General features: G+C 48.2%; 10 protein-coding genes. 3 read left to right on the plus strand and 7 right to left on the minus strand.

Annotated features, from left to right (window positions below; all coding sequences use genetic code 11):
* Positions 1-494 precede the first annotated feature (494 nt).
* The 3 genes from B151_RS0108345 to trmB form a co-directional block, all read right to left on the minus strand.
* Positions 495-2,990, minus strand: a complete 2,496-nt coding sequence (locus tag B151_RS0108345) for an acyl-CoA dehydrogenase (RefSeq protein WP_020403168.1) — start codon at positions 2,988-2,990, stop codon at positions 495-497.
* 12 nt (positions 2,991-3,002) lie between these two features.
* A complete protein-coding gene (locus B151_RS0108350; protein ID WP_020403169.1) occupies positions 3,003-3,602 on the minus strand; it encodes a TetR/AcrR family transcriptional regulator in 600 nt (199 codons plus the stop codon).
* Positions 3,603-4,848: 1,246 nt separating this feature from the next.
* Positions 4,849-5,502 (minus strand): tRNA (guanosine(46)-N7)-methyltransferase TrmB, encoded by a 654-nt coding sequence (trmB, locus tag B151_RS0108360; protein WP_026166574.1) that lies wholly within the window; start codon positions 5,500-5,502, stop codon positions 4,849-4,851.
* Positions 5,503-6,474: 972 nt separating this feature from the next.
* On the opposite strand from trmB, the gene B151_RS20090 reads away from it, so the two are divergent.
* Entirely contained in the window at positions 6,475-6,612 is a 138-nt protein-coding gene (locus B151_RS20090; RefSeq protein WP_020403172.1) for a hypothetical protein, read from the plus strand.
* Positions 6,613-7,010: 398 nt separating this feature from the next.
* Here B151_RS20090 and pdxH read toward each other — a convergent pair whose 3' ends face one another.
* Positions 7,011-7,655 carry a pyridoxamine 5'-phosphate oxidase gene (pdxH, locus tag B151_RS0108370; protein WP_020403173.1) on the minus strand — a complete coding sequence of 215 codons (645 nt, stop codon included), beginning with the start codon at positions 7,653-7,655 and terminating at the stop codon, positions 7,011-7,013.
* Positions 7,656-7,664: 9 nt separating this feature from the next.
* Positions 7,665-8,234 carry a thioredoxin family protein gene (locus B151_RS0108375; RefSeq protein WP_020403174.1) on the minus strand — a complete coding sequence of 190 codons (570 nt, stop codon included), beginning with the start codon at positions 8,232-8,234 and terminating at the stop codon, positions 7,665-7,667.
* 40 nt (positions 8,235-8,274) lie between these two features.
* On the opposite strand from B151_RS0108375, the gene B151_RS0108380 reads away from it, so the two are divergent.
* Positions 8,275-8,679 carry a hypothetical protein gene (locus tag B151_RS0108380; protein ID WP_020403175.1) on the plus strand — a complete coding sequence of 135 codons (405 nt, stop codon included), beginning with the start codon at positions 8,275-8,277 and terminating at the stop codon, positions 8,677-8,679.
* A 597-nt stretch (positions 8,680-9,276) separates the two neighbouring features.
* On the opposite strand, the gene B151_RS0108385 is transcribed toward B151_RS0108380, so the two are convergent.
* Positions 9,277-10,089 (minus strand): sulfite exporter TauE/SafE family protein, encoded by an 813-nt coding sequence (locus B151_RS0108385; RefSeq protein WP_020403176.1) that lies wholly within the window; start codon positions 10,087-10,089, stop codon positions 9,277-9,279.
* Positions 10,082-10,867, minus strand: a complete 786-nt coding sequence (locus tag B151_RS0108390) for a PhzF family phenazine biosynthesis protein (RefSeq protein WP_020403177.1) — start codon at positions 10,865-10,867, stop codon at positions 10,082-10,084. The genes B151_RS0108385 and B151_RS0108390 overlap by 8 nt, the downstream gene beginning before the upstream one ends.
* A 232-nt stretch (positions 10,868-11,099) precedes the next feature.
* On the opposite strand from B151_RS0108390, the gene B151_RS0108395 reads away from it, so the two are divergent.
* A complete protein-coding gene (locus B151_RS0108395; RefSeq protein WP_083909885.1) occupies positions 11,100-13,097 on the plus strand; it encodes a TonB-dependent receptor plug domain-containing protein in 1,998 nt (665 codons plus the stop codon).
* Positions 13,098-13,276 lie beyond the last annotated feature (179 nt).

Consider the following 13,276-nt stretch of genomic DNA (forward strand, 5'->3'; position numbering starts at 1 on the left):
CCTTGGCAGGCTACGCAGATCTCTCCGCTGCATTGCGCTTTCCCGAATTCTCGGGATCGCTCCATTTCGGTCGAGATGACAAGGTCGGGAGAAATGGCCGGCGACAACCTTAAAAAAAGACTCCGAAGTTGTCATCCCGAGTGGTTCGTAAAATTCTATGGCTGATATGTAGAACACGAGGGATCTCATCGCTTAAAACAACTCGATTGTTCAACTCTTGAGACCCCTCGCGGAATGCAACTGACCCTCCTCTAAAATTTCCCGCTCGGGGTGACAACTTTGGGGGTGGAACATCCAACAAGGAACATCGAACTTTCAACATTGAACGGTTGGCCAGATTTGGGCAAGCTGTTGAATCAGCCAACCATCCCTTCCGGTACGCAAGCATGGGTTTTAACCCTGGTGCATTGAGCAACATTCACGCTCCACTGTCGTAAGCCAATAATACCACCCAACCAACGCAACCAAAACGGCTCGGCGAGCCGTTGTACGTTCTACATCATTGCTTCGGGAGCTTTCTCGGGTCGTTTTCCGTTGCCGGCGGGTTTGGTTGGGGTTTCATTGAGGTACTCTTCGAGGGTGAATTCATCTACCTGAATGGCATCATTACGAGCCTCTTCAGTTTTCTTGACGAGCTCGGCCTCTTCTTTGGTGATCACCCCTTTCTTGACCGCCAGGTCGGCGATCTCCATGTAAGGCTCTTTGGGCAGCTCTTTAGCTTTGATGGCCTTGTATAACTTCTTGAACACCGGCCACGCCTGCTCATTGAGCTCCATGGTGTACTCGTACCGGCCAATGGCAGATTCTTTGTCCTTAGGCATGAACATACCGTCCGTGATATGATCCCGGCCCTCACCGCGGGTCTGCATAGCTTGGGCCACTTTATGACCCAGTTTGTCGGAAGGATAAGTTCCGATCGGATTTAAACGGCCCCACACACCGGCCAAACGGAACAGCCAGCTTAGTCCCGGCACTTTGATCTCCCGAAGAATGCCTTCGAACGCCTGCTGAATCTTCCAAAAGCTGTATTCCATCGCCCATTCGAAATAAGGACGATCGGCTTCACGTCTTCCCTCGGCTTCAAACCGTTTCAACGTTCCGGAAGCAAGATACAGGTAACTGAGGATGTCGGCATACCGGCCCGCGATCTTCTCTTTCATCTTGAGGGCACCTCCGTAGGAACCGAGAGCCAGGTCTGCAAAGAAAGCAAAAGAGGCGGAAGACCACACCAATTTCTTCGCGTATTTGGATGCAGGTCCGTTTACGGGCGTACCGGCGATCTTGCCGCGAGTCACACTCAATACCATAGACCGGGTCAGGTTTTTGAAGACATGTCCGATGTGTTTCCAGAAGTTATCATCGAATTTCGTCACGTCTTTGTTCATGAGTGCGTCAATTTCGTTATACGCATACGGATGGCACCGAATGGCGCCCTGACCAAAGATCATCAGAGTACGCGTGAGGATATTGGCGCCCTCTACCGTAATCGCGATGGGCATGGCTGTGTAACTGCTGGCAAAGATATTTCGGGGTCCGCGTGAAATACCGGCTCCTCCTACAATATCCATGGCATCATTCACGATCTCGCGGCCTAACTCCGTAAAGTTGTATTTGGCGATAGCGGTAACCACTGCCGGTTTTTGTCCCTGATCGAGTCCGCCGGTGGTATATCTCCGGGCTGCTTCCATCAGGTAAGTATAACCGCCAATACGGGCCATCGGTTCTTCGATTCCTTCAAACTTCCCAATATTCAGTCCAAATTGTTTTCGGATAGCGGCATAAGCTCCAATGGCACGAGTGGCTACTTTAGCACCTCCCACGCTTTGTGCCGGCAGGGAGATTCCACGTCCTACGGCCAGCGATTCCATCAGCATGCGCCAGCCATTTCCGGCTCCTTCTTTTCCACCGATGATGGCATCCACGGGAACGACCACATCTTTACCATTGATCGGGCAGTTGTAAAATGGGATACCCAGTGGATCATGCCGGCGGCCCAAAACCACGCCTTCCGTATCGGAGGGGATCAAAGCAGCCGTGATGCCAAGATTCTCTTTGTCTCCCAATAAATGCTTGGGGTCTTTCAGGTTGAAGGCCAATCCGATCACCGTAGAGATAGCGGCCAGGGTGATATATCGCTTTTCAAAATTGAGGCGAAGGTACAGCTCTCCGTCATCTCCTTTGAACACAATGCCTTCCGAGCGCATGCTTCCGGCGTCTGATCCGGCATTTGGCTCGGTCAGTCCAAAGCACGGCATTTCTTCGCCGGTGGCCAGTCTTGGCAGGTAATGATCTTTTTGCTCGTCGGTTCCATAGTGAAGCAGCAGCTCTGCAGGCCCCAGGGAGTTTGGAACCATAACGGTTGTGGCCAAAGGTCCGCATCGGGAGGCCAGTTTAGCCACAATTGCGGAGTGAGCCGTGGCAGAAAACTCCAGTCCGCCGTATTTTTTTGGAATGATCAACCCAAAGAATTTTTCTTTGCGCATAAAATCCCACACTTCATCGGTGAAATCCTTTCGGACCATCACGTCCCAGTCGGTGACCATCTCACAAAGTTGCTCAACCGGACCGTCCATGAATGCCTGTTCCTCTTTGGTCAGCTCGGGATAGTCTTCATCCAGAATGCGTTTCAGGTTCGGCTTGCCCGAAAAGAGTTCTCCTTCCACCCATACGTTCCCGGCTTCAATAGCGGTTTGTTCCGTCTCGGAGATCTTGGGCAGGAAGTTGATGGCATCCAGTAACTTCATCAGCGGACCACTCAATACAATCCTTCGAAGCGCTTTCAGGTTGAACACCAAAACAAGGACGGTGTAGGTGATGAACAACCAGTTGGGGGCATCGAGTCCGGCCAAGGCTGCATAACCTGCAATGGCCCACAGCCAAAGAGGGGCGCCGGTGTAGCCCAGGATCAGCGTCAACAAGACTGCTGAGCCGATAGAGGCCCAAAGCGGGATCTCACTAAAAAATCCGAAATATTCCATAATTGCTTCCATATTATTCTCCGTTTATGATACCGCAGCACGTTCCAGAAATCCCTGAATCACATGCTCGATAGATTCTTCTACAAATTGTTCTTTGTTGATCCGGCTGTCCAGCCTGCCGTTCAATACTACCGACACTACACCATGCAGCTGTGCCCAAATGGAATAGGCCGCTAACACCGGGTCATCCACTTCCATCAATCCCTCTTTCACGCCTTCTTCGATGGTCTTCACCAACAGTTCGTAAGCGCGCCGGGCTTTCCTGAATTTCTCTTTGGGATATCGCGCCATGGCATCCGAGCGCACCTGGTAAATGATCTCATATTTTTCAGGATTGCTCATCCCAAATTCTACATAGCTTTGGATGATGGCCTTGAAGCGGTCGATGGTATTCGCCTTGGGCAATGCCTGCTCTTCGATATGTGTGCTGAGGTCCTCAACAGACTCCTCGATCAGCGTGTGAAGCAGATGGTCTTTATTCTCGAAATAGAGGTAAATGCTGGTAGCTGTAACTTCAGCTTTCCTGGCGATCTTACGCATGGATAACGATTTATATCCATCCTTATAAAGGATATGCCGGCTGATGTTTAAAATTTGATCACGTAAAGGGACTTCTTCGCTCATTGCCTTGATTAGGTTAACAGTGTTAACTAACGCAAGTTAAACATTCCAAATCGAAAATCAAGCGGTAATGAACATCGAACAAGGAACATTCAACAAGGAACATCGAACTTTCAACATTGAACGGTTGGTCAGACTCGGGCAAGCTGTTGAATCAACCAACCACCCCTTCCGGTACGCAAGCATGGGTTTAAACCCTGGTGCGTTGATCAACATCCCCAGTAGCGTAGAGAGATCCCGCATCGGCGACTTCGTCCCGATTATCGGGACTGCGTCTGATCCGGCCTGCCTGCCGGCTTTGGCGAGGCTTGGGTTTTCGTGGTTACGCTCATTCCCTTGGCAGGCTACGCAGATCTCTCCGCTGCATTGCGCTCTCCCGAATTCTCGGGATCGCTCCATTTCGGTCGAGATGACAAGGTCGGGAGAAATGCCCGCCGACAACCTTAAAAAAAGACTCCGAAGTTGTCATCCCGAGTGGCTCGTAAAATTCCATGCCCGAGATGTAGAACACGAGGGATCTCATCGTTTAAAACAACTTGATTTCTCAACTCTTGAGACCCCTCGCGTAACACAACTGACCCTCCCCTAAAATTTCCCGCTCGGGGTGACAACTTTAAGAGATATTTCCAATCCCGGTCAAGGTGATGCTATATCTATAACACAACAATTCTACAGCACTGATCTATCAAAAGCGTTCCCTTACCCTGCGGCTTTGGCGAGGCTTGGGTTTTCGTGGTTACGCTCATTCCCTTGGCAGGCTACGCAGATCTCTCCGCTGCATTGCGCTTTCCCGAATTCTCGGGATCGCTCCATTTCGGTCGAGATGACAAGGTCGGGAGAAATCGCCGGTGGTGATTGCCGGCAGGCTCGTGGTGTACATCTCAACTCACTAAAGCAACGTCGCACTCGGGGTGACAACGTTAAAAAAAGACTCCGAAGTTGTCATCCCGAGTGGCTCGTAAAATTCCATGCCCGAGATGTAGAACACGAGGGATCTCATCGCTTAAAACAACTCGATTGTTCAACTCTTGAGACCCCCTGTCTCGCCGGCAGGCAGGCTCGCGGAATACTTTTTCATTCCAATTCAACTTACTACGCGACTCGGGCGACAACTTTGCGGGTATGACTCCTGAGATCATGAGAATCCAAAACGGCTCAGCGAGCAGTTCTACGCTATCACCCACTCCATTTCGGTCGAGATGACATAGGAAGGAACAGACTTATTTAGACATCATTAGTCTTATATCTATCAAATCTTAAATGCCAGGTACTTGATGGTTTTTCCCTTTTCCAGGTGCATCTGCTCGTAATAAGTGAGAATGGAAAGTTTGGGGTCGCCGGGGCGGTTTTGGTGTACATTGGGTTCGTCATCAACCAATTCCAGTTGCTCCTGCTTGATGATCTCTTTTGTATATTCATACAGCACATCACTGTCCGTTTTCAGGTGGATGACAGAACCGGGCTTCATCACCTTGCGATAGTGCTTCAGAAACTTGGGATGTGTGAGTCGTTTTCGCTCTTTTTTGAGGTAAGGATCCGAAAATACGATCCAAGCCTCATCCACCTCATCCTCTCCAAAAAATTGATCCAGGTGGTCTATAAAGCACCTCAGGTAGCGTACATTATCCAATCCTTTTTCGAGCGCTTCTGTGGCTCCAACCCACATGCGGTTTCCCTTGATGTCCAGTCCCACATAATTCTTTTCCGGCTCGATCTCAGCCAACCCAATGGAATACTCCCCCTTACCACAAGCTAACTCCAGCACAATGGGCAGATCTTTGTCGAATATTTCAGAATTCCATCTCCCTTTTGGTGCAGGGTTATCATCATCGAATTCAGTATATACCAGCGTATTTTCGAGCTTGGGAAGTTCTTCCATCCGCTCTTCTTTGATCTTAGGCATCAGGGGCATTTGTTTTTGAATTTCGCCCAAAATAAGGATTTTTGTGCTTTGTGCTTTGTGCTTTGAAGCTTGAGGGTTTAGGTGTTAGGTGTTAGGTGTTAGGTGCAAGGTGCAAGGTGCAAGTTCTTACTCGTTCCCAAGCTCCTGCTTCGTACTTCTGGGTGAATGCAAGCAACTTGCTACTCTGGGCATCTCTGAACCCAATCCCCCCGCCCTTGCCCTAACGCATGGGGTAGTTATTTTTTTACCGGATTTACTATTTGATTGGTGGCCTGCTTGGCATATGATTTAAACGCGTCAGGGTAAGGGAGCTTACTTACCTCTCGTCACAAGAGTTCTTGTTCGATATGGTATGGGGAAGTAATAGCATACTATGCTACAGTATTACGACCTTTCAGGGCTGAGGATTGTGGCTGGCTTTCTGGCACAGGGCGCTGCCCTGTGTTGGTGATGGCCGCCCCATTCGGGGCTTGTTGCTCGGTTCGGGCTAACTGCCCGACCTACTTTGATGCTCGTTACCAAGCCTGTCTGCCGACAAAGGCAAGCTGCGGCTTATGCCTGAATTCGATAACAACAAAGAAGTATATATGATATTTTAAAACCAATAGTCCTAAAAGCCTAAAGGTGTCTTTTCGAGTGCATTAAAATTTGCCAAGGACCTTGCCGGTGAACACGAGGGATCTCAACAGTTAATACCACTCGTCTGTGCAGATCTTGAGGCCCCTCGCGATATACATCCTAAATCACCACTGCTGCATCACGCTCGGGGTGACAACTTTGGGGGCGGAACATCCAACAAGGAACATCGAACTTCCAACATTGAACGGTTGGCCTGGTTTTAATCCGTATAATCCAACAATCCGTTTAATCCGTGGTTCATTGGCATGAAGCGTACCTACTACATCGAATGCATGAATTGCCCAATAACCAACAAAAGCGTTCCCTTACCCTGCGGCACCGGCGATGACTAGCATGTCTTACCGAAGAGCCGGAGGGCAAGGGACAGGGATTGGGTTTCGCGATGCCGGCGAAGGAATTGGATTGACCAGATTCGGGCAAGCTGTTGAATCAACCAAACCATCTCTTCCGGTACGCAAGCATGGGTTTTAACCCTGGTGCAGTGATCAACATCCCCAGTAGCGTAGAGAGATCCCGCATCGGCGACTTCGTCCCGATTATCGGGACTGCGTCTTGTCCGGCCTGCCTGCCGAGGCAGGGATGACGAGTGGTATTTGATTATGTTCAGTGTATCAATGCAACAATCATCCGATTAATTTACCTCCTTTACATTACTTTCCAGGCGTCCTTCCCCTTGTTGAAGGGGAAGACAGATGGGGTCGGGAATACGGGCTTTCATGAATCCACTTGCACCAGCCCATAATACCACCCAAACAATTCAACTTTTGAGACCTCGCGTTAGACTACTTCTTCCTATTTCAATTTACTACGCGTCTCGGGTGACAACTTTTTTTGGAGGATGTTACGTCATGGTCTTTCTTTAACAACTTTCAAGGCGAAAGCCGTTTGATATCCCATTTGTTGCCGACCTTCTCGTATTTAATGCGATCATGGAGTCGACTTCTTCGGCCTTGCCAAAACTCAAATACCTCGGGCTTCACTTTATATCCGCCCCAGGTTTCAGGTTTTGGAACTTCACCTTCAGCGTATTTTCCTTCAAGCTCCTTAAACCGTTCTTCCAGAAAAGCCCGGTTTGGAACCACAGCACTTTGATTGGAAGCCAATGCCCCAAGCTGACTTTTATATGGCCGCTCCTTAAAATAGGCCAAACTCTGTTCCCCGGGAAGTTTCTCTGCTTCTCCCTCTATTCGTACTTGTCGCTCCAGCTCTAACCACAGAAAACAAAGAGCTACGTTTGGATTTTCTTCCATCTCTTCTCCCTTCTGACTGGCATAATTGGTGAAAAAAATGAAATTTCCATCCTCTATACCTTTCAGCAGAACGACTCTTGAATGAGGTTTTTGCTGCATATCCACCGTGGAAAGCGTCATGGCATTGGGTTCGGGGACCTCTGACTTCAGTGCCTCCTCCATCCATTTTTCAAATTGTTGAACCGGATCTTCCAATATATCCGATTCATCCAAAGCACTTTTACTGTAGTCTTCCCGTAGTTGCTGAAGTTTTTCTTTTTTCATGAATGTCGTTTAACCAAAATATTCAGGTTCGTTTCCTTTTTTCCATTTGATGTTACAGCCAATGCTGGGTTTTTGCCGGTCTTCCGGAATCGTTTTTCCTTCCAGAACAGCGTCCATTGCTTGTCTGAGGTCTTTGCCTGTTACCGGCTCATCGTTCTTGGGGCGGCTGTCATCAAACTGCCCACGATAAACCAATTTCCTGTCCCCGTCAAATACAAATAAGTCGGGAGTGCAGGCAGCTTTGTAGGCTTTAGCCACTTCCTGATCTTCATCATACAGATAAGGAAAGGGATAATTTTTCTCCGCCATTTTTTCCGGGCTGTCCTGTGGATATTTTTCCACATCGTTAGAGCTTATGGCGATGAACCCGATGCCTTTGGCAATATATTCATTGGCTAATTTCACTAATTCATTTTCTATATGAAGCACATACGGGCAGTGATTGCATATGAACATCACCACAAAACCTTTGCTTTGATTCGTATAATTAAGTGATAAACTTCCACCGTTAACGCTTTCCAGAGTGAAATCCGGTGCTTCCGTTCCTAATTCCAGCATGGTTGATGGTGTAGCAGACATAATTCTGAATTTTGTGAATTAAAGGTTTTAACTTTGGTTCATGGATACAATTACAAAGATATTGAATGAGCGAGATAAAATTTTGTTCGAAAAAGGACTCAAGTTTTACTTCTTTTCAAGACAACAAGATGTCCGCAAGCTTAATTCACAATTACAGGAACGCTTTACCTATGCAGGACAGGTAGCCTACTCGCTGATAATAACCTACATTCGTGAAGGAAGTTTGAAGCTGGAGTACATGGATTTCCTGAACGAAGAACTCAAGACCATGCGCGGCCTCGATGAAGAATTTCTGGAGCCGCTCATGATCAAACCTCATGAGATCGATGAAATACAGCTCAATAAGGAAATGTCGATGCGTTTTCATGATGAGGATTCCGGGCAGGATTTTGTGATCCGCTATGCTCCATCTGATAATACGGTTACTCTTGAACCGGTGGGGTAGGGTTGCTGAATATCTATTCCGGACTCTGCATAATGTTTTCCGCAGGTCCTTCCCGACTTTGTCATATCGACCGGACTGAAGGAGCCCCAACAGGGCGAAGGAACGAAGTGGAGATATCTACGGTGCCGACATTGCATTCCCTGCCTGATGAACGCAACCCTGGCCCTATCTACATGCGCAGATCTCTCCGCTACATTACGCTCTCCCGAATTCTCGGGATCACTCCATTTCGGTCGAGATGACAAAGCGGGTGGAATTAGTTTTCTGTGCTTCCCATACCGCCATCCCTGCCGACTTTGTCATATCGACCGGAGTGAAGGAGCCCTAACAGGGCGAAGGAACGGAGTGGAGATATCTACGGTGCCGGCATTGAATTCCCTGCCTGATGAACTTACCACTGCCACTGGCTAAACCCGCAGATCTCTCCGCTGCATTACGCTCTCCCGAATTCTCGGGATCACTCCATTTCGGTCGAGATGACAAAGCGGGTGGGGTTGAGTTTCTGTGCTTCCCAGGCCACCCTTCCTGCGAAAACATTGGCTTTTATGCATATGGGCTCGGGATTTCTGTTCGGGGTGGTAAGTTATCTTTTGTGATTTACAGGATTCCCCAGATCAATCGCCCGGCCATGGCCACGGCAAGAATAGCAAAACCCCATTGCAGCCATTTTCTCTTGATCTTGTGATTCAATAATGCTCCTCCAAATCCACCGGCAAGCCCACCTAAAGAAAGCGGCAGAGCGGCACCAAAATCTACATAACCGAGACTATATTCAGTGATTCCTGATATTGCGCCCGGCTCCAAAGCCAATTGCCCCCAACCGGAAAGTCCCATGATCACCATCGCAAGGTGCGATATGCTGACAGCTTTACGAAAGGGTTGCTTGTAGAATAAATTCATGATGGGCACCATTACGCCGCCACCGCCTACACCTGCCAGCGCGGCCACAAACCCGCCAATCCCTCCGGTCACAAAAGACTGCTTTAACCTTAGTGGCTCAAATGCTCGCTCATATTCGTCGCCCTGATCTTTTCCTCTGCCAAACATCATGTAAGCGGCGTACAAAAGCATCATCGAAAAGAAAATGACGAATTCTTCGCGACTGTAATATGGGGAAGTGAGAACCATTTTACCTGCAAAAACCCCTATGGCGCCCATAATTCCCAGCTTGATGCCCTCACTCCAAAATACATTATCCTGCATATGCTGACGAACCAAACTGCCGGAAGCGGCCACAAACGTACAAAACAACCCGGATGCGATAGTCCAGATTACCGGGTTCTCTACGCCGGCTCCTTCAAACAGAAAGAAAAGCACCGGCGTAAAAATGATGCCTCCGCCAATGCCCAGCAATCCGGCCAGAACGCCCGCCCCAATTCCGATCAACAACAAAATTATAAGCTCAACCAACGGAAATCTCCCCTTTTAAATACGTTACGGCCTCACCTAATATCTCAACCCTGTCCCCTTGCATGCGACAGACCAGGTCGCCACCTCGCTCTGAGATCTGACGGGCCGAAAGTTCGTTCTTCCCAAGCTTTTTACTCCAGTAGGGTGCGCTTTTGGTATGAGCCGAACCGGTTACAGGATCTTCATCCACCCCGGATTGCGGAGCAAAGAAGCGGGACACAAAATCAACATTATCTCCGGGCGCTGTAACGATCACACCCCGGGCTTCCACTTCACTCAACATTTTTATATCCGGCTGGAGCCGCGCCACTTGCGCTTCCGAATCAAGTACCACCATCCAGTCGTCGGTTTTGTAGGTAGCCGAAGTTTTCCGAATTCCTAAAGCCCGGAACAGTACATCCGGAGCTTCCTTTTGCGGCATATCGTCAGCGGGGAAATTCATCATCAGTTTATCGCCTTCTCTTTTCACTGAAAGCAAACCGCTTCTTGTCTTGAATACGATCTCTTCTTCTTCATAATCCAATTCCTCAAACAGCACATGGGCCGTTGCAAGGGTCGCATGTCCGCAAAGGTCCACTTCTACCGTTGGGGTGAACCATCGCAGCCGGTAACTGTTTCCCTCCTTCACAAAAAAGGCCGTTTCAGACAGGTTGTTTTCGGCTGCAATATTCTGCATCTGTTCGTCTGTTAACCATTCCTTCAGGGGTACAACCGCTGCCGGGTTTCCGGAAAATAACCGGGTTGTAAAAGCATCAATTTGGTAGATGGGTAACTGCATTAATTTTGATTTAAGGTTCAAGATTAAAAATTTAACGCTGCAAATCTTTAATTCTTAATCTTTCATTTTGAATTTCACCAAGAAGGTATCGCCATTTGATAACTAAATAAAATGAAACAACTTCTTGATCAGTGAAGGCCTCCCTCCAAAAAGTCGTACCGGATTTTAATTAATATCTGTTGTCTACGTCCTTATCTTTGCTCCGACTATTATTATTCAACAAATAAAACCTATGAGATACTTATTACCAATTCTGATACTATTTATGTTATGGGATTCTCCCCAAGCGCAGATCAAAGCCGAACTCGATACCATCGACGTTTCGGCCTCAAGGATCACAACTTCTATTTCTGAAAGCGGAAAAAATGTTTCCGTGATAACCCAGGCCGATATTCGGGATATGCCGGTGAGTTCGGTAGATGAACTGCTCCGAAGCCTGCCGGGCATCAACATTAACGCACGTGCCGGTTTTGGGGTACAAGCCGATGTGGGTGTCCGTGGCAGCACGTTTTCTCAGGTGATGTTCCTTTTGGATAATACGCCTTTGAATGATCCGCTGACGGCTCATTTCAATACCAATATTCCGGTGGCTCTTTCTGAGATCGCTCAAATTGAGCTGATCCGTGGCCCGGCAAGTACCTCCTATGGTGCAGATGCCGTAGGCGGGGTGGTTCACATCAAAACGAAGGCCTACATGATGAAGGAGATCAAGGCTTCAGAAGCACTTCAAACCCGGACAAATATCGATATTTCGGCCGGTCAAAATGACCTTCGCATCATTGACGCCACGGCCGGAGTAGCCAGGAAAAACCTTCGCTTCAGTACGTCATTTCGTACTGCAACCTCGGAAGGTGAACAGTTTATGAATCCCGGATTTGAAGAAGGGGTTTCGGCTTCGGAAAACTTCAATACCTATTTTGATGTTATGAACCTGTCGGCTGCCTTATCCGTGAATTTCGCAGAAAACTGGAGTTGGTACGTGCGTTCAGGACTTGAAAACCGAGATTTCAATGCCCGCTATTTTTATACCCGAAGCATTTATGATGAATCTGTTGAGCAAATCGACAGCAAATGGGCCTTAACCGCTTTGACTTACGAAAAAGGGAACCATCGGTCTGAGATCAATGCATCTTATCGGGACGTGAATGATGTGTTTGATTTCAACGCGGCAATCTCACCGGCTAATGTGCATAATACCGACCTGGTGTTTGTAAATGCCTCTCATCAATATAAACTTGATACGAACCAGTTAACTGCTGTTTCACGCTCACTGAATTATATGCGGTTCATGGTTGGGGGACAGATCCTGAATAAACAAATTGAGAGTACCGACCGGGGAGATCATGAGAATACCTCCTGGGGCGTTTATGGAATTCATACCATGAAATACGATTTTGGGCTGAGTGTCACATCCAGTTTACGGCTTCAGTTCAATCCAATCAGTGATCTCTCTTTTCTGCCACAGATCAGTGCTGCTTATGATCTTGGAAATACGGTCATTCGGACCTCCATTGGCCGGGCTATCCGTGAAGGTGATTTCACGGAACGATATATCTCCCACGAGATTCCCAACCTTACTCCCGGCCGGAATATCGGAAATCCGGACCTGATGCCGGAAGAGTCAACAACCTACGATCTTGGTATCGACTGGACTCCCGTAAATAACCTGCTGATCTCCCCGACTTTATTTTATCGCAGTTCCAGAAACCTGATCGATTATGCCCTGGTGAATTCCAATGACATCACAAATGCGGATAACTTACAGTCCGGTGAGGATTATTTTTACGCTTCCAACATTTCTGAAAGTGATGTGTTTGGAGTTGAATTCATATCTGCTTTCAGTAATAAGCTTACAGCCAATACGACGATGAGAACGGAGGCCGGCTACACGTACATCAAGACGACGAGCGATCAGAATACGGTTTCCCGATATATTGCTAACCATCCGGCCCATCAGGTGAATCTTAGCTTGTCTGTCAGTTCAGGGGATTTCTCTGTGGAATCCCTTTCTGAATTCAATGTACGTTCAGACGAGTCTGCCTCGTTGATCAACGCTGAAGTTCCCGATCAGTATTTCCTGACAAATCTCAAGTTAGCCTACAAACCCTTTGGCGGAAATTTTCAGGTATATGGACAGATCCTGAATCTGACCGACACCCGCTATCAAGAGATACTCGGTGCTCCAATGCCCGGACGCTGGGTTTTGGGCGGTGTGAAGTATAGTCTGTAATATTTGAATATGAAGCTTGAGCTTCTGATCAGGCGGGCCCAAGCAGGAGCTTGGGCACGAGCTCGTTTGATAGCTACGAGCTCGCAGGAGAATCACGAGTTAAAACTGACACGACAGCGTACTCGCTCCCAAGCTCCGGCTTGGGAGCGTAATACCGGAAGCTCCGGCTCCAGAATACA

It is taken from the genome of Gracilimonas tropica DSM 19535 (genome assembly GCF_000375425.1).
In the GTDB taxonomy this organism is placed as follows: Bacteria; Bacteroidota; Rhodothermia; order Balneolales; family Balneolaceae; genus Gracilimonas; species Gracilimonas tropica.